This is a genomic window from Cupriavidus taiwanensis (genome assembly GCF_900250075.1).
Classification (GTDB): domain Bacteria; phylum Pseudomonadota; class Gammaproteobacteria; order Burkholderiales; family Burkholderiaceae; genus Cupriavidus; species Cupriavidus taiwanensis_C.
This window is the reverse complement of the sequence record NZ_LT977070.1, coordinates 1,177,701-1,193,766: the sequence shown is the minus strand read 5'-3', so window position 1 is coordinate 1,193,766 and position 16,066 is coordinate 1,177,701. Positions and strand designations below refer to the sequence as shown.

Below are 16,066 nucleotides of genomic sequence, written 5' to 3'. Positions count from 1 at the left end.
GGTTGTGGAATGCCGGTCGGCAGCCGCGCGGCAGGTCCTGCCTGCGCGGCGTCCGCATGATACTCCGCCGCCACGGGGGCTGCGAAGCCGACAGGCTTTAGCACAACGCATACCAGCCACAACGCGCCCGGCCGCAGCACGACCGGGCACAGGGCAGCAGTGGCGGTGCTAGCGGGCCGGCTTTGCCGGTGCAGGCGTTGCCTTTGCCCCCTTGGCAGGCGCCGGCGTGGCCGCCGGTGCAGCAGATGGCGTGGCGGGGGACGACCCCTTGCCAGCAATGGTTAGGCCGGCGTCCTGCAGCTTGGCCACGGACTTGGGCCCGATGCCGCTGACGCGCTCGGCCAGGTCGGCGGCGTCCTTGTACGGCCCGCGCTTGTTGCGCTCTTCGACGATGTGGCGGGCCGTGGCCGGGCCCACGCCCTTGACCGAGGTCAGCGCCGCCTCGTCGGCGGTGTTGACGTCGACCGCGGCACGCGCGGTGCCGCCGGCAAGCAGGCACAAGGCTGCCGCGAGGGAGATCAGGGAAAAACGCCGGGCAAGCTGCCGGATCCAGTGCATGGCCATGAAGGCTCTCCTTTCCTGTGGATGGTCTGAGGTACCACCCCCGCCAGGGCGGCGAGGTCAGGTCAGGATAGGGGCGCGCCATGATGGCGGCGCATGCGGCAACAAAAGTTGACACCGGCCGCACGGAAGCGTGTCAGCCGGCGCGAGGCAGAGACGATGCGGGGTTCAGCCGTTGCGCTCGAGCAGCCAGCGGCAGTAGCGCGCCACGCCTTCCTCGACGGTCAGGAAGCGCTCGCCGTAGCCGGCGCCGCGCAGCTTGGACACATCCGACTGCGTGAAGCACTGGTACTTGCCGCGCAGCGCGTCGGGAAACTTGACGTACTCGACCAGCCCTTCCTGCACCAGGTCGTCCAGCGACAGCGGCGGCTTGCCTTCGGCCTCGCGCAGCGTGTTGACCACGGTCGCGGCGATGTCGTTGAACGGCTGGGCACGGCCGGTGCCCAGGTTGAAGATGCCGGACTTCTCCGGATGGTCGAAGAAGAACAGGTTGACCTTGACCACGTCCTCGACCGAGATGAAATCGCGGCTCTGCATGCCGGGACCATAGCCGCCGTAGTCGCCGAACAGCTTCACCGTGCCGTCGGCACGGAACTGGTTGAAGTTATGGAATGCCACCGAGGCCATGCGGCCCTTGTGCGTTTCGCGCGGCCCGTACACGTTGAAGTAACGGAAGCCGACGATCTGCGACAGCGCCGACGGCAGCCGGCGCCGCACGATCTGGTCGAACAGGAACTTGGAGTAGCCGTACACGTTGAGCGGACGCTCGAACTCGCGGTCTTCGCGGAACACCTGCGAGGCGCCGTAGGTCGCCGCCGACGATGCGTAGAGGAACTGCGTGCCCTGCTCCAGGCAGCTCTCCATCAGCGACAGCGTGTAGCGGTAGTTGTTCTCCATCATATAGCGGCCGTCGGTCTCCATGGTGTCGGAGCAGGCGCCTTCATGGAACACCGCGCGCACCTTGCCGAACTCGCCGCGGGCAAAGCGCGCGAGGAAGTCCTGCTTGTCCAGGTAATCGGAGATCTCGCAGTCGACCAGGTTGTGGAACTTGTCGGCGCGGGTCAGGTTGTCGACGGCGATGACGTTGGTCTCGCCGCGTTCGTTCAGGCCCTTGACGAGATTGCTGCCGATAAAACCCGCGGCGCCGGTGACGATGATGGTCATGGTCGGATCAGGATGGGGCGCGCGCCTCAGGCAGCGGCGCCGAACAATTCGGGATAAGTGACGACGGCGGTGCCCAGCTTGCCGACCACGATGCCGCCGGCGCGATTGGCATGCTGCACGGCTTCCTTGAGCGGCACGCCCGCACCCATCATGGTGGCGAGCGTGGCGATCACGGTGTCGCCGGCACCGGATACATCATAGACCTCGCGGGCCTGCGCGGAGACGTGCAGCACTTCGGCTTCGGTATAGAGCGTCATGCCCTCTTCCGAGCGCGTCAGCAGCAGCGCTTCGAGCTGCAGCGCGCGGCGCAGGTTCTGCGCGCGGATGGTCAGGTCAGCCTCGGTCTTCCAGGCGCCGACCACGGCACGCATTTCGGCGCGGTTGGGGGTGATCAGCGTGGCGCCGCGGTAGCGCGAGTAGTCGTCGCCCTTGGGGTCGACCAGCACCTTGCGGCCGGCCGCGCGGCCGGCGTCGATCATGCGCGTGACGTGGGTCAGGCCGCCCTTGCCGTAGTCGGACAGCACCAGCACCTGGTAATCGTTGACCAGGCCCTGGAACTTGTCCTGTACCGCGAGCAGCACTTCATGCGCCGGCGTGTTCTCGAAATCCACGCGCAGCAGTTGCTGCTGGTGTGCCACCACACGCAGCTTGATGGTGGTGTTGATCTTGGCATCGCGGTGCAGGTAGGGCTGCACGTGGCTTTCGGCCAGCAGCGCCTCGAGCGTGCGCGCCGGCTCGTCGTCGCCGACCACGCCCAGCATGCCGACGCGCGCGCCCAGCGCCGCGGCGTTGCGGGCCACGTTGGCGGCACCGCCCAGGCGCTCGTCGCTGCGCTTGACCTGCACCACCGGCACCGGCGCTTCCGGCGAAATGCGCTCGACATCGCCGAACCAATACCGGTCCAGCATCATGTCGCCGACCACCAGGATATGGGACTGCCGGATCTGCTCCTGCGGAATGACGGTCTTGTTCATGAAGATCCTTGGCAATATCGCGGCGGCAGCGGCCGCCGCGTTAGCTTATCGGTTGATGAGTCCGTTGACCCGCGTACGCCTTATTCGTTCGCCGGCGGCGCAGCCTTGCGGGTCGGGCGGCCGATGGCGTGGTATTCCACGCCGGTCTCGCGCATCGCCTCGGGCTCATACAGATTGCGTCCATCGAAGATCACCGGCGACTTCAGCCGCCGCTTGATCTGGCCGAAGTCCGGGCTGCGGAACACCTTCCATTCGGTCACGATCGCCAGCGCGTCGGCGCCGTCGAGCGCATCCATCTGGTGCTGGTGGAAGCTCACGCGCGCGGCGCCGCCCGGCACGTCGGCCAGGTCGGCCTCCAGCACCCGGCGCGCCTCGGCCATCGAGACCGGGTCATGCACCCGCAGCGACGCGCCGCGCGACACCAGCTCGCGCGCCAGCACGCGCGACGGCGCCTCGCGCATGTCGTCGGTATTGGGCTTGAAGGCCAGGCCCCAGACGGCGAACACGCGGCCGCTCAGGTCGTCGCCGAAGCGGCGCACGATCTTCTCGCCGAGCACGCGCTTCTGCGCGCCGTTGACGGCTTCCACCGCCTCCAGCACGCGCAATGGCTTGCCGTGGTCGGCGGCGGTGCGCATCAGCGCCTGCACGTCCTTGGGAAAGCACGATCCGCCATAGCCGGCGCCGGCATACAGGAAACTGTAGCCGATGCGCGGGTCCGAGCCGATGCCCATGCGCACCAGCTCGATATCGGCGCCGACCTCGTCAGCCAGGTTGGCGAGCTCGTTCATGAACGAGATGCGCGTGGCCAGCATCGAATTGGCCGCGTACTTGGTGAACTCGGCCGAGCGCACGTCCATGTAGAAGGTGCGCTCATGATGGCGGTTGAACGGCGCATACAGCTGCCGCATGGTGGCCTGCGCGTGGCGGCCGGCGGCGTCGGCATTGCAGCCCAGCACGATGCGGTCGGGGCGCATGAAGTCTTCGACCGCGGCGCCCTCCTTCAGGAATTCCGGGTTCGACACCACCGAGAACTGCAGGTCTTCCAGTCCGCGCGCGGCCAGCTCCTCGCGGATCGCGGCGGTGACGCGGTCGCCGGTGCCCACCGGCACGGTCGACTTGTCGACCACCACCTTGAAGCCGGTCATGTGGCGGCCGATGTTGCGGGCCGCCGCCAGCACGTACTTGAGGTCGGCCGAGCCGTCCTCGTCCGGCGGCGTGCCCACCGCGATGAACTGCACGTCGGCATGCTCGACGCTGGCCGCCACGTCGGTGGAAAAGGTCAGGCGGCCGGCCTCGCGGTTGCGCTGGATCAGTTCCTGCAGGCCGGGCTCGTAGATCGGCACGCCGCCCGCGTTGAGCAGCGCGATCTTCTGCTCGTCCAGGTCCAGGCAGAACACGTCGTTGCCCTGCTCCGCCAGGCAGGCGCCGGTGACTAGACCGACGTAGCCGCTGCCGATAATGGTGACTTTCATAGCTTCAATTCACATCCGTTGCACGGCCACCGGGAATCAGCCCAGCGTTTCGGAACGCCGCGGGGCATAGGTCTCCCAGCGGTTGCAACCAGGGCACTGCCAATAGAACAGCCGCGCACGGAAACCGCATTCGCGGCAGGTATAGCGCGCCAGGTTGCGCGTTCGCAGTTGCAGCAGGTCGCGGATGGCAGTGGTTTCCCTGGCCTCGTCGCCGTCCTCGGCGCCTTCGTCCTGGCCAGTCGCGGCCTCGACCACGGCGGCCTGTGCGGCGGGCGCGGCGGCCACTGCCGCCTGCGCCTCGAAGTACTTGGTCAGCGCCAGCAGCGTGGGCTGGCGGCGCAACTGGTCGCGCATCAGGCGTGCCGCGGCTTCGGGGCCGTTCACTTCCAGCTCGGCCTTGTAGGCGGTGTCGAGCACCTCGGGCGCGAGCTTGCCCTTGAGCAGGCCGCGCAGCCATTCCAGTGCCACGCCTTGCTCGTTCAGGGCGGCATAGGCTTTGACCACGCGCTCGGCCACCAGCGGCAGGAAGGCAGCGTCCTGCTGCTCGATGCCGAGCCAGTGGCCCAGCGCCGCGCGCGCATCGCCCGCCGCCGCGGCGACGTCGCCGAGCAGGATCGGCGCCCGCACGTTGGCGGGATTCTCGGCCACGGCCTGGTGCAGCCATTTCACCGCGTCTTCGGGGCGCTTGCGCTGCAGCGCGTCCTGCGCCAGCTCGCAGCAGAACTGCGCGATCTGCAGGCTGTAGCTCTTCTGCTCCAGCGTCTGCAGCTCACGCGCGGCATCGATCGCCTTCTGCCACTCCTTTTCGACCTCGTAGAGCTCGAGCAGCACGCGCTTGGCCGACGCCGCGTAAGGCCCGGACATCAGCCGGCGCAGCGATTCCTCGGCACGGTCGAGCAGGCCCGCGCGCAGGTAGTCTTCGCCCAGCTCGAACAGCGCGTGCTCGCGTTCGGGCTCGGGCAGGTCGGGCCGCGTGGCCAGGTTCTGGTGCACGCGGATGGCGCGCTCGGTTTCGCCGCGGCGCCGGAACAGCGCGCCCAGCGCAAAGTGCAGCTCGGTGGTTTCCGGGTCCAGCCGGGCGACTTCGACAAAGGCGTCGATGGCCTTGTCGGGCTGCTCGTTGAGCAGGAAATTGAGTCCCTTGAAGTAGGAGCGCGGCAAGGCCCCCTGCTCGCTGATCATCTGGCGCACGTCGAAGCGCGCCGCCATCCAGCCAAGGCCAAAGACAAGTGGCAGCACCAACAGCCACCAGGTTTCGAACATCATGGATCAGACTTTCGGGCCGACTACGTTATAGGGAGACTTGCCGTCGCGGGGCACCGGGGCGGCGCTCGCCGCTGCCGCCGACGGCGCCGCCGTCGACGCCCGTGCGTCCGCGGCCGCGCGCCGCAGCCTGGCCAGTTCCACGCGCTGGCGCATCAGCCCCGGCGCCACCGAGGCCAGCGCCGCCACCGCGCCCAGCGCGAAGGCGGCAAACAGGATCAGGATCAGCGGCGCATGCCAGACGGCATTGAAGAACAGCTGCAGCGAGGCTTCTGCGGTATTGCGCAGGGCCAGCACGAACAGCAGCACGAATACGACGATGCGAACGATCCAGGCAAACAGTTTCATGCGGGTAGGCGGCGAAGCGGCATGGCGTTGAGGCGGGCAAGCACAAAGCCTGCGGCTGGCAGGGCGTCCTGTGCAAGGCCCGGCAAAGACCCCGGCATTGTAACGGAATCACTTCACGGATTCGGTAACGTGGCGGTAACGGCCTGCCGGCGCGCGTCTCACAGGTGTCGGCGCTGCGGCTTGCAGACGCTGCCGCATGCCGTTCCGCCAGCATCGAGCATAAAAAAAAGCGCCCCAAGGGGCGCTTTTTTTGACAAATCAGTAGCAGGCAGTGCCAGTCGAAGTCACGAGCGAATGAAATCCAGTCCGCTCTCGTGCAACCCCGTCTGTGCGGCGGATGCCGCGCCCTGGCCTGCCTTGCCCGGCAGGGCTTGCGCCGTGCCGCCGGAATGGCCGTTGCCGTTGGCGCCCGCGGGCGCCGGCTGGCTGCGGTCAACCCGTTCGCGCAATTCCTTGCCCGCCTTGAAGTGCGGCACCCGTTTTTCAGGTACCAGCACCCGCTCGCCGGACTTGGGATTGCGCCCCACGCGAGGCGGACGCCGGTTCAGACCAAAACTGCCGAATCCGCGGATCTCGATGCGGTGGCCGTCGGCCAACGCTTCGGACATCGCGTCGAGTATCGTTTTCACCGAGATGTCCGCATCCCGCAGCAGCAGCTGGGGGAAGCGGGCAGCCAGTTTTTCGACGAGCTCCGACTTGGTCATGGGCATACGCGCAAGCGCGGGGGCCTGCGATTACTGGTTGTCCTGGCCGAGCTTGGCCTTCAGCAGGGCGCCGAGGTTGGTCGTGCCAGCCGTGCCGGTGTCGGCCTGGAACTTCTGCATCGCTTCCTGCTGCTCTGCGCTGTCCTTGGCCTTGATCGACAGGTTGATGTTGCGCGACTTGCGGTCGACGTTCACCACCAGCGCGGTGATCTGCTCGCCTTCCTTCAGCACGTTGCGGGCGTCTTCCACGCGGTCGGCGGAGATTTCCGAAGCGCGCAGGTAGCCTTCGACGTCGTCGGCCAGCTGGACCACGGCACCCTTGGCGTCAACGGCCTTGATCGTGCCCTGAACCAGCGAACCCTTGTCGTTGGCCGAGATGAAGTTGTTGAACGGATCGCCCGACAGCTGCTTGATGCCCAGCGAGATGCGTTCCTTGTCGACGTCGATGCCCAGTACCACGGCTTCGACTTCGTCGCCCTTCTTGTACTTGCGCACGGCCTCTTCGCCGGACTCTTGCCAGGACAGGTCGGACAGGTGCACCAGGCCGTCGATGCCGCCAGGCAGGCCGATGAACACGCCGAAGTCGGTGATCGACTTGATCTGGCCGCTCAGCTTGTCGCCCTTCTTGTGGTTGCGCGAGAAATCGTCCCACGGGTTGGCCTTGCACTGCTTCATGCCCAGGCTGATACGACGCTTGTCTTCGTCGATATCCAGCACCATGACTTCGACTTCGTCGCCCAGCTGGACCACCTTGGACGGAGCAACGTTCTTGTTGGTCCAGTCCATTTCCGACACGTGCACCAGGCCTTCGATGCCGGCTTCGATCTCGACGAACGCGCCGTAGTCGGTCAGGTTGGTGACCTTGCCGAACAGGCGGGTGCCTTGCGGGTAGCGGCGCGAGATGCCGACCCACGGATCTTCGCCTAGCTGCTTCACGCCCAGCGAGACGCGGTTCTTTTCCTGGTCGAACTTGAGGATCTTGGCGGTGATTTCCTGGCCAACCGACAGCACTTCGCTCGGGTGGCGGACACGGCGCCAGGCCAGGTCGGTGATGTGCAGCAGGCCGTCGATGCCGCCCAGGTCAACGAACGCACCGTAGTCGGTGATGTTCTTGACGATACCGTTGACGATGGCGCCTTCCTTCAGGGTTTCCATCAGCTTCTGGCGCTCTTCGCCCAGCGTGGCTTCGACCACGGCGCGGCGCGACAGCACAACGTTGTTGCGCTTGCGGTCCAGCTTGATGACCTTGAATTCCAGGGTCTTGCCTTCGTACGGGGTGGTGTCCTTGATCGGACGCACGTCAACCAGCGAGCCCGGCAGGAACGCGCGGATGCCGTTGACCATCACCGTCAGGCCGCCCTTGACCTTGCCGGTCACGGTACCCGAGATGATTTCGCCGTCTTCCAGTGCCTTCTCGAGGTTCAGCCACGAGGCCAGGCGCTTGGCCTTGTCGCGCGAGAGGATGGTGTCGCCATAGCCGTTCTCGAGTGCGTCGATGGCCACGGAGACGTAGTCGCCGGCCTGCACTTCGAGTTCGCCCTGGTCGTTCAGGAACTCCTCCACCGGCACAAATGCCTCGGACTTGAGGCCGGCGTTGACGACCACGAAATTGTGGTCGATGCGCACGACTTCAGCGGAGATCACTTCGCCAGCCTTCATATTGGAGCGGGCGATCGATTCCTCGAACAGTGCGGCAAAGGATTCGTTAGTTTGCAGGTCGGACATAAACGTAAGGTGAAATCCGCAATACGCTGGCCGGCGCGACGATCGCGCTCAGTCTGCCAGGGCAGCGGGGTCAGGTTTGACAAAAGCCAGCCAGGGCACGGGCCCGGACTGACGCCATCGGGTACGGAAGGGATGCGCCGCTTTTACGGATGCGCCCGCTGCATGTCATGCATCGGGCCGCACAGCGGCAAACCACTCCAGCACCTGCGCCACTGCCTGATCCACCGTCATGTCGGAGGTATCGAGCAGCTTTGCATCCTCGGCGGGACGCAGCGGCGCGGCGGCACGGGTGCGATCCCGCGCGTCGCGCGCCTCGAGGTCACGCAAAAGGTCTTCGATATTAGCAGAAATTCCCTTATCAATCAATTGTTTATAGCGCCTGCGCGCGCGCGCCTCGACACTCGCGGTCAGGAACACCTTGAGCTGGGCGTCCGGGAAGATCACGGTGCCCATGTCGCGGCCGTCCGCCACCAGCCCGGGCAGCTTGCGAAAGCTGCGCTGCAGCTGGGTCAGCGCGTCGCGCACCGGCTGGTGCACGGCGATGGCCGAGGCGCGGTTGCCGATCGCCTCGGCGCGGATGGCCAGGCTCACTTCCTCGCCTTGCAGCCAGACGCGGTCGGGCCCGAACTTCACATCGAGGCGCGAAGCGATCCGCGCCAGGGCGTCCATGTCGGCCAGGTCAACACCCGCGCGGTCGCTGGCCAGCGCTACCAGCCGGTACAGCGCACCGCTGTCGAGCAGGTGGAAGCCCACCGCGTCGGCAACCTTGTGCGCCACCGTGCCCTTGCCGGAGGCGGTCGGTCCGTCAATGGTGATGACGTTGACGATAGTCATTGCTTATGGCATCCAGTGAAACGATTGATTGTTAATTCTATTGAGAATCATTATCATTTGATCCATGGCATCGCGCCGCGGCGAGCGCGGCGCATCCCTCAGTATTGGTCGCGAGGCAATCTACCATGGCAAAAACCCTGACGTTCGGCATCATGCACCTCGGCATCGCGTTCAGCGTGACCTATGCGCTGACCGGCAGCCTGGCCGTGAGCGGTGCCGTCACTTTTATCGAACCGGCCATCAATACCGTGGCCCACTACTTCTTCGACAAGTACTGGGACAAGCGCCAGCACCGTCACGCGCCGGCCACCCGCGACAGCGCCGCAGCGCCGGCCGGCAACAGCACCGACGCCGGTCTGGTCAGCGCGTGACGCCGGCGAATACGCTGAAATAGTCCGGGAAGGTCTTCGCCACGCAGCCCGGCTCGTTGATCCGCACCGGCAACGGGCCGAACGCCGCCAGCGAGAAACACATCGCCATGCGATGGTCATCATAGGTGCCAATGCCGTCGGCCGGGGTCTGCCACGGCTGCGGCGGCGTCACGCGCAAGAAGTCGGCGCCCTCCTCGACCACGGCGCCCAGCTTGCGCAGTTCCGTCGCCATCGCGGCGATGCGGTCGGTTTCCTTGACGCGCCAGCTGGCGATATTGGTCAGCGTGGTGGTGCCTTCGGCAAACAGCGCTGCCACCGCCAGCGTCATGGCGGCATCGGGGATATGGTTGCAGTCCAGCTCGATGCCATGCAGGCGCCCGTCGTCGCGCTCGGTCCCGCGCACCTCGATCCAGTTGTCGCCCGCCATCACATTGGCGCCCATGCGGTTGAGCGCATCGGCAAAGCGCACATCGCCCTGGATGCTGGCCATGCCGACGCCTTCCACGCGCACCGGACCACCGCCGATCGCGCCGGCGGCCAGGAAATACGAAGCCGACGATGCGTCGCCCTCGACAAAGATCTCGCCCGGCGAGCGGTAAGCCGCCCCTGCGGGCAGGATGAAGCGCTCCCAGCCCTGCCGCTCCACATCGATGCCGAAGCGCGCCAGCAGGTTCAGCGTGATCTCGATATACGGCTTCGAGATCAGCTCGCCCACCACTTCGATCTCGATGCGCCCGCTGGCCGACTGCGCCAGCGGCAGGCTCATCAGCAGCGCGGTCAGGAACTGGCTCGAGACATCGCCACGCACGCGGATCGGCGCGTCGATGCGCAGGCTGGCCGGCTGGATATGCAGCGGCGGGAAACCTTCGTTGCCAAGGTAGTCGATCACCGCGCCGACCTGGCGCAGGCCATCGACGAGATCGCCGATCGGGCGCTCGTGCATGCGCGGCACGCCGGACAGCTTGTAGTTGCCGCCCTGCAGCGCCAGCGCGGCGGTCAGCGGACGGATCGCGGTGCCTGCGTTGCCCATGAACAGCTCGGCCGACTTGTTGGGGAAGTTGCCGCCGGCGCCGGTGACGATGTAGTCGGCCCCTTCCTGCCGCCAGGCCACGCCCAGCGTGCGCAGCGCCTGCAGCATCACGCGGGTGTCGTCGGAATCGAGCAGGTCGCGCACGCGGGTCTCGCCGTTGGCCAGCGCGGCCAGCAGCAGCACGCGGTTGGAGATGCTCTTCGAGCCCGGCAGCCGGACGGTGCCGTGGGCGCGGGTCAGGGGGCCTAGCGTCAGGTGTTCCATGGATGTCGTGGGCGCCGGGGCGCCGCGTTCAGGCGATGGGCCAGGGCCATCAGGGTTCGATATGGTTGTTGCCCGCGGCACGCTCGGCGCCCCAGGCCAGGCGGGTCTTGCTGGCACGCGTGAAGATGCGCTCGAGCGCGTCGCCGTCGCCCTTCTCGATCAGCGTCTTCAGGTGCGCCAGCACCGACTGGTAGGTATTCAGCTCGCGCAGCAGCGCGTCGCGGTTGGCCACGCAGATGTCGCGCCACATCTCAGGGGACGAGGCTGCGATCCGCGTGAAGTCGCGGAAGCCGCCGCCGGCAAAGTCCAGCTTCAGCGCCGCATCTTCGGCGTTGGCCACCTGCGCCACCAGCGCGTACGACAGCACGTGAGGCAGATGGCTGACCGCGGCAAACACGGCGTCGTGCTGCACCGCCGACATCACGTGGCAATGCGCGCCGGCGCTTTCCCACATGGCGCGCACGGCGGCAACATCGGCGCGCGCGTTTTCCTGCAGCGGACACAGCACGGTCTTCTTGCCGTCGTACAGGTCCGGCAGCGCGGCCTCGACGCCGTTGAGCTCGCGTCCGGCGATCGGGTGCGCGGGCACGAACTGCGCGGCCTTGTCGCCCAGCGCGGTCTTGGCGGCGATGATCACGTCGGACTTGGTGCTGCCGGCATCGGTGACGATGGTACCGGGCTGCAGGTACGGCTCGAGCGCATGCAGCAGCGCGAAGTTCTGCGCCACCGGCGCGCACAGCACGATCACGCTGGCGCCGCGCGCGGCATCGGCCAGCGTCGCGGCCTCGTCGATCACGCCCAGGTCCAGCGCCTTCTGCAGCGACGCGGCCGAGCGCCCCACCCCGACCACCGTGCCCACCACGCCGGCGCGCTTGAGCGCCAGCGCGAGCGAGCCGCCGATCAGGCCGACGCCGACAATGACAACACGGGAAAAATGCAATGCACTCACAATCACAGGCCGCAAGCGGCGGTAGTTCGGTTCAGACCGAGGTCAATCAAGGGGCGGCACAACCATTGGCTTCTGCGGCGGCCGGCCTCAGGCCAGCGCCCGCTCCAGCGCCGCGATAAACGCCGCGTTCTCTTCCGGCAAGCCGATGGTCACGCGCAGCCAGCGCGGCAGGTTGTAGTTGCCCACCGGGCGCACGATCACGCCCTGCCGTAGCAACGCCAGGTTCACGCGCGCGCCGGCGCCGTCATCGTCGCCCACGCGCACCAGCACGAAATTGCCGGACGACGGCACGTATTCCAGGCCGAGCCGGTCGAATGCTTCGGTCAGTTGCCGCTTGCCGTCGCGGTTCAGCTCTGCACTGCGGCGCAGGAAGGCGGTATCGGCCAGCGCGGCGATGGCGGCGGCCTGCGCCACGCTGTTGACATTGAACGGCTGGCGGATGCGGTTCAGCAGGTCGGTCAGTTCCGGCTGCGCCACCGCATAGCCGATGCGCAGGCCCGCCAGGCCATAGGCCTTGGAGAACGTGCGCGACACCATCAGGTTGGGATGGCGGCGCACCCAGGCAATCGCGTCGTATTGCTGGCCGGCATCGAGGTACTCGTTGTAGGCCTCGTCCAGTACCACCACGACATGGCGCGGCACCCGCTGCAGGAACGCCTCGATCTGCGCCGCCGGCAGGAAGGTGCCGGTCGGGTTGTTCGGGTTGGCGATAAAGACCAGGCGCGTATCCGGCGCAATCGCCGCCGCCATCGCGTCGAGGTCATGGCCGTAATCGCGCGCGGGCACTTCGATGGCACGGGCGCCGACCTCCTGCGTGGCCAGCGCGTACACCGCGAACGAGTACTCGGCATAGACGATCGACTGGCCCGGCTCCACCAGCGCGTGCGCGGCCAACTCCAGGATGTCGTTGCTGCCGTTGCCCAGCGTCAGCCAGTCGGCGGGCACGCCGAGGCGCGCCGACAGCGCACCCTTCAGCGCAAAGCCGTTGGCATCGGGATAGCGGCCCAGGTCCGCCACCGCCGCGGCCACCGCAGTGCGCGCCGATTCCGGCATGCCCAGCGGATTCTCGTTGGAGGCGAGCTTGACGATGGCGGCCTCGTCCAGGCCGAACTCGCGCGCGACTTCCGCAATCGGCTTGCCCGCCACGTAGGGCGAAATCGCCCGCACATAATCCGGCCCGAAACCCGTTGCGCCGCCCTGCTTGCCCTGCTCTGCCATCTTGTCTCCTTGTGCGATCCGGCTGCCTTACTTGCTCGACGGATACGAGCCCAGCACCTTCAGGTAGGCCGCGTTGCGGCGCAGCTCTTCGATCGCGCGCGCCACCGCCGGCTCATGCTGGTGCCCTTCCACGTCGACGTAGAAGTAGTATTCCCACGCGCCGCTGCGCGCCGGACGCGACTCGAAGCGGCACATCGACACGCCGTTCGCGGCCAGCGGCGCCAGCAGCTGGTACACCGCGCCGGCCTTGTTGGGCACCGACAGGATCAGCGAGGTCTGGTCGCTGCCCGAGGGCTCGGTCTCATAGCGGCCGATCACGGCAAAACGCGTGCGGTTGTGCGGATCGTCCTGGATATGCGTGCGCACCAGGTGCAGGTGGTAGCGGTTGGCGGCCGATTCACCAGCGATCGCGGCCACGGTCGGGTCTTCGCTGGCCATGCGCGCCGCTTCGGCATTGCTCGACACCGCCTGGCGCTCGAGGTGCGGATAGTTGGCGGTCAGCCAGTGCTGGCACTGCGCCAGCGCCTGCGCATGCGCGCGCACCACCGTGACGCCCTTCATGTCGGGGGTCGACGCCATCAGGTTGTGGTGCACATTGAGCGCGATCTCGCCACTGATCTTCAGCGAGGTCTGCAGGAACAGATCGAGCGTGCGCGACACCGCGCCCTCGGTGGAATTCTCGACCGGCACCACGCCGTACTCGACCGTGCCCGCCTCGACCGCGCGGAACACCTCGTCGATGCTGGGGCAAGGCACGCCCGACACCTCGTGGCCGAAATGCGCGTACAGCGCCTGCTCCGAGAAGGTGCCGGCCGGGCCCAGGAACGCCACTTCCAGCGGCTTCTCCAGGCCGCGGCAGGCGGACATCACCTCGCGCCAGATTGCCGCCACGCTTTCGCCCAGCAGCGGGCCCGGGTTGGCGCCCTGCACCTTGCGGATGACCTGCAGCTCGCGCTCCGGACGGAACACCGGCGCGCCATACTTCTTCTTGACCTCGCCCACCTCGAGCGCCAGCTTGGCGCGGCGGTTCAGCATCGCCAGCAGCTCGCGGTCCACGGTATCGATCTGCTCGCGCAGCGGCCCCAGCTCGACCGACAGCTGGCGCTCGGCATCACTCAGGTGGCTGTCGCCGTTCTGCGGCGCATTGGGCGGCGTCTCCTCGCGCGCGGGGGTGCGGTCTTGGCTTGTCATGTTGTATTAATCCGGTGGGCCGCCGGGCGCGGCGGCCAGGAAAACTGCCCGCGCGGACCGGCATGCCGTGGCTGGCATGCGTGGACCCGCAGCGGGAATGCGCGTCAGGCGGAGGTCCGCTCGAACTCGCGCATGAATTCGATCAGCGCCATCACGCCTTCCAGCGGCATGGCGTTGTAGATGCTGGCGCGCATGCCGCCCACGGTCTTGTGCCCTTTCAGTTGCACCAGGCCGTTGGCCCGGGCCTGCTGCAGGAAGGCCTCGTTGCGCGATTCGTCGCCCAGGAAGAACGGTACGTTCATGCGCGAGCGGCAGCTGGGATGGATTTCGTTGCGATAGAAATCGCTCTGGTCGAGGTAGTCGTACAGCGCCGACGCCTTGGCGATATTGCGCTGTTCGATCGCGGGCACGCCGCCCTGGCGCTTGAGCCACTGGAACACCAGGCCGGCGATATAGATCGCATAGGTCGGCGGGGTGTTGTACATCGAGTTGTGCTCGGCCACCAGGCGCCAGTTGAACGCCGACGGGCACAGCGGATGGGCATGGCCGATCAGGTCTTCGCGCACGATCACGATCGTGACGCCGGCCGGGCCGATGTTCTTCTGCGCGCCGCCGTAGACCACTTGCACGCGCGACCAGTCGATCGGGCGCGACAGGATGTGGCTGGAGGCATCCGCCACCACCACGCGGTCGCCCTTGACCTGGCCGATATCGGGGATGTCCTGGAACTCCACGCCGACGATGGTCTCGTTGGTGCACAGGTGCACGTAGCCGGCGTCGTCCGACAGCTTCCAGTCGGCCACGTCCGGAATGCGGTGGTATTTCTGCGCCTCGCTGCTGGCGGCGATATTGACCGCGCCGTAGCGGCGGGCTTCCTGCTCGGTCTTGACCGACCAGGTGCCGGTGACGACGAAGTCGGCCTTGGGCGCGTCGGCATGGCGCAGGCGCATCAGGTTCAGCGGCACGATGCCGTTTTCGCCGATGGCGCCCCCCTGCAGGAACAGCACGCGGTAGTTGGCGGGAATATGCAGCAGTTCGCGCAGGTCGGCGATGGCCTGGTTGTGGATGCCTTCGAACTCGCGGCTGCGGTGGCTCATCTCCATCACCGACACCCCGGTCCCGCGCCAGGACAGCATCTCCTCGGCGGCCTGTTGCAGCACTTCGGCAGGCAGCGCTGCCGGGCCGGGCGAGAAGTTGTAGACGCGTTCGGCCAATGCACGCTGCATCATGCCGGCAAGAGCGGGATTCTGGGGATCGTTCATGAGACGGGGGATGGAAAAATGGCTGCCGGTGTTACCCAAGCAGCCATTATCCCTCAAACCCGCGCCCCGTAGGGCGCCGGGGGTTAGCCCCCGGTTTGCGCGCCGGCCCGAACGCGATCGGACGGGCAGCGGGCGGATCCGTTGCGGATCACGCCGGCATCACTTCGAAGCGGCGGTGATTTCCTTCTCGGCGGCGTCGCGCATCGACTTGCCAACCTGCGGGCCGTACTTCTGCATCATCGAGCCCCAGATCTCCTGGGTCGCCTTGCCCTGGTTGGCCATGAACTTCTGGCCGGTCGGCGACTTCAGGAAGGTGGTCAGGTCCTTCAGTTCCTGCGTGGTGTAGTACTTGCCGAAGGCATCGTAGTGCGCCTGGATGGCATCCTTGCGGAAGCCGTCGGTGGTAAACGCCGTGCCGGCGCCGTCCACGACGCGCTGCACCGCGCCGTTCTTCTTCAGCTTTTCAACCGCGGCCTGCTTCTGCTTGTCGCTCAGGGTCTTGTTTTCGACCAGCACCTGCTCGAGGACCAGCGGCGCTTCCTGCTTGGCGCCTTGCTGCCAGTTCTCTGCCTGGCCCTTCACAGCCTGGTCTGCCTGCATGACGGAAAGCAGTTCCTTGATGGCTGCCGTCTTTTCCGCGTCCTGTGCGTGGGCATGCTGCGCCATCATGAAGGTCGGAACAAAAGCAGCCAGAACAGCGATACGTCGATAGGTTTTGAGCATTGTGACTCCCTGG

Annotated in this window: 16 protein-coding genes; 1 reads left to right on the top strand and 15 read right to left on the bottom strand. The window is 66.8% G+C overall.

Annotated features, from left to right (window positions below):
* Positions 1-168 precede the first annotated feature (168 nt).
* From CBM2588_RS05505 to cmk, 9 genes are all read right to left on the bottom strand, one after another.
* Positions 169-564, bottom strand: coding sequence for a ComEA family DNA-binding protein (locus CBM2588_RS05505; RefSeq protein WP_115679708.1), 396 nt, complete (start codon positions 562-564; stop codon positions 169-171).
* 165 nt (positions 565-729) lie between these two features.
* A complete protein-coding gene (rfaD, locus tag CBM2588_RS05500) occupies positions 730-1,725 on the bottom strand; it encodes an ADP-glyceromanno-heptose 6-epimerase (RefSeq protein WP_115679707.1) in 996 nt (331 codons plus the stop codon).
* Between the two features lie 26 nt (positions 1,726-1,751).
* Positions 1,752-2,699: a D-glycero-beta-D-manno-heptose-7-phosphate kinase gene (gene rfaE1 / locus CBM2588_RS05495; RefSeq protein WP_062797352.1), complete on the bottom strand. Its 948-nt coding sequence runs from the start codon at positions 2,697-2,699 to the stop codon at positions 1,752-1,754.
* An 80-nt stretch (positions 2,700-2,779) separates the two neighbouring features.
* Positions 2,780-4,171: a UDP-glucose dehydrogenase family protein gene (locus tag CBM2588_RS05490; protein ID WP_115679706.1), complete on the bottom strand. Its 1,392-nt coding sequence runs from the start codon at positions 4,169-4,171 to the stop codon at positions 2,780-2,782.
* 36 nt (positions 4,172-4,207) lie between these two features.
* The gene (gene lapB, locus CBM2588_RS05485; protein ID WP_115679705.1) at positions 4,208-5,437 is read right to left on the bottom strand and encodes a lipopolysaccharide assembly protein LapB; all 1,230 of its coding nucleotides are present in this window, start codon (positions 5,435-5,437) and stop codon (positions 4,208-4,210) included.
* A gap of 3 nt (positions 5,438-5,440) precedes the next feature.
* A complete protein-coding gene (locus CBM2588_RS05480; protein ID WP_115679704.1) occupies positions 5,441-5,782 on the bottom strand; it encodes a lipopolysaccharide assembly protein LapA domain-containing protein in 342 nt (113 codons plus the stop codon).
* A 284-nt stretch (positions 5,783-6,066) separates the two neighbouring features.
* A complete protein-coding gene (locus CBM2588_RS05475) occupies positions 6,067-6,486 on the bottom strand; it encodes an integration host factor subunit beta (RefSeq protein WP_115681409.1) in 420 nt (139 codons plus the stop codon).
* Between the two features lie 30 nt (positions 6,487-6,516).
* Positions 6,517-8,211 (bottom strand): 30S ribosomal protein S1, encoded by a 1,695-nt coding sequence (gene rpsA / locus CBM2588_RS05470; protein ID WP_012352088.1) that lies wholly within the window; start codon positions 8,209-8,211, stop codon positions 6,517-6,519.
* Between the two features lie 165 nt (positions 8,212-8,376).
* Positions 8,377-9,045, bottom strand: coding sequence for a (d)CMP kinase (gene cmk / locus CBM2588_RS05465; protein ID WP_111518904.1), 669 nt, complete (start codon positions 9,043-9,045; stop codon positions 8,377-8,379).
* 125 nt (positions 9,046-9,170) lie between these two features.
* Between cmk and CBM2588_RS05460 the strand changes: the two genes are divergently transcribed.
* Positions 9,171-9,416, top strand: coding sequence for a DUF2061 domain-containing protein (locus CBM2588_RS05460; protein ID WP_115679703.1), 246 nt, complete (start codon positions 9,171-9,173; stop codon positions 9,414-9,416).
* Here the strand turns inward: CBM2588_RS05460 and aroA are convergent.
* The 6 genes from aroA to CBM2588_RS05430 all read right to left on the bottom strand — a co-directional run bounded on the left by aroA (position 9,406) and on the right by CBM2588_RS05430 (position 16,053).
* A complete protein-coding gene (aroA, locus tag CBM2588_RS05455; protein ID WP_115679702.1) occupies positions 9,406-10,710 on the bottom strand; it encodes a 3-phosphoshikimate 1-carboxyvinyltransferase in 1,305 nt (434 codons plus the stop codon). The two genes, CBM2588_RS05460 and aroA, sit on opposite strands and share 11 nt — an antisense overlap.
* Before the next feature lie 49 nt (positions 10,711-10,759).
* Positions 10,760-11,659 carry a prephenate dehydrogenase gene (locus CBM2588_RS05450; protein ID WP_115681408.1) on the bottom strand — a complete coding sequence of 300 codons (900 nt, stop codon included), beginning with the start codon at positions 11,657-11,659 and terminating at the stop codon, positions 10,760-10,762.
* 87 nt (positions 11,660-11,746) lie between these two features.
* Positions 11,747-12,877: a histidinol-phosphate transaminase gene (hisC, locus tag CBM2588_RS05445; protein ID WP_115679701.1), complete on the bottom strand. Its 1,131-nt coding sequence runs from the start codon at positions 12,875-12,877 to the stop codon at positions 11,747-11,749.
* 27 nt (positions 12,878-12,904) lie between these two features.
* The gene (gene pheA / locus CBM2588_RS05440) at positions 12,905-14,068 is read right to left on the bottom strand and encodes a prephenate dehydratase (RefSeq protein WP_115679700.1); all 1,164 of its coding nucleotides are present in this window, start codon (positions 14,066-14,068) and stop codon (positions 12,905-12,907) included.
* A gap of 104 nt (positions 14,069-14,172) precedes the next feature.
* Positions 14,173-15,330 (bottom strand): 3-phosphoserine/phosphohydroxythreonine transaminase, encoded by a 1,158-nt coding sequence (gene serC, locus CBM2588_RS05435; protein WP_115679699.1) that lies wholly within the window; start codon positions 15,328-15,330, stop codon positions 14,173-14,175.
* Between the two features lie 159 nt (positions 15,331-15,489).
* The gene (locus CBM2588_RS05430; RefSeq protein ID WP_092308167.1) at positions 15,490-16,053 is read right to left on the bottom strand and encodes a DUF2059 domain-containing protein; all 564 of its coding nucleotides are present in this window, start codon (positions 16,051-16,053) and stop codon (positions 15,490-15,492) included.
* Between the last annotated feature and the right edge of the window lie 13 nt (positions 16,054-16,066).

Excerpts from the sequence above, each read along its gene's own strand:
- CBM2588_RS05505 (WP_115679708.1), bottom strand. The coding sequence starts at position 564 with ATGGCCATGCACTGGATCCGGCAGCTTGCCCGGCGTTTTTCCCTGATC.
- rfaE1 (WP_062797352.1), bottom strand. The coding sequence starts at position 2,699 with ATGAACAAGACCGTCATTCCGCAGGAGCAGATCCGGCAGTCCCATATC.
- serC (WP_115679699.1), bottom strand. The coding sequence starts at position 15,330 with ATGAACGATCCCCAGAATCCCGCTCTTGCCGGCATGATGCAGCGTGCA.
- aroA (WP_115679702.1), bottom strand. The coding sequence starts at position 10,710 with ATGGAACACCTGACGCTAGGCCCCCTGACCCGCGCCCACGGCACCGTC.
- cmk (WP_111518904.1), bottom strand. The coding sequence starts at position 9,045 with ATGACTATCGTCAACGTCATCACCATTGACGGACCGACCGCCTCCGGC.
- CBM2588_RS05460 (WP_115679703.1), top strand. The coding sequence starts at position 9,171 with ATGGCAAAAACCCTGACGTTCGGCATCATGCACCTCGGCATCGCGTTC.
- lapB (WP_115679705.1), bottom strand. The coding sequence starts at position 5,437 with ATGATGTTCGAAACCTGGTGGCTGTTGGTGCTGCCACTTGTCTTTGGC.
- CBM2588_RS05430 (WP_092308167.1), bottom strand. The coding sequence starts at position 16,053 with ATGCTCAAAACCTATCGACGTATCGCTGTTCTGGCTGCTTTTGTTCCG.
- pheA (WP_115679700.1), bottom strand. The coding sequence starts at position 14,068 with ATGACAAGCCAAGACCGCACCCCCGCGCGCGAGGAGACGCCGCCCAAT.
- rfaD (WP_115679707.1), bottom strand. The coding sequence starts at position 1,725 with ATGACCATCATCGTCACCGGCGCCGCGGGTTTTATCGGCAGCAATCTC.
- CBM2588_RS05475 (WP_115681409.1), bottom strand. The coding sequence starts at position 6,486 with ATGACCAAGTCGGAGCTCGTCGAAAAACTGGCTGCCCGCTTCCCCCAG.
- CBM2588_RS05480 (WP_115679704.1), bottom strand. The coding sequence starts at position 5,782 with ATGAAACTGTTTGCCTGGATCGTTCGCATCGTCGTATTCGTGCTGCTG.
- rpsA (WP_012352088.1), bottom strand. The coding sequence starts at position 8,211 with ATGTCCGACCTGCAAACTAACGAATCCTTTGCCGCACTGTTCGAGGAA.
- hisC (WP_115679701.1), bottom strand. The coding sequence starts at position 12,877 with ATGGCAGAGCAGGGCAAGCAGGGCGGCGCAACGGGTTTCGGGCCGGAT.
- CBM2588_RS05490 (WP_115679706.1), bottom strand. The coding sequence starts at position 4,171 with ATGAAAGTCACCATTATCGGCAGCGGCTACGTCGGTCTAGTCACCGGC.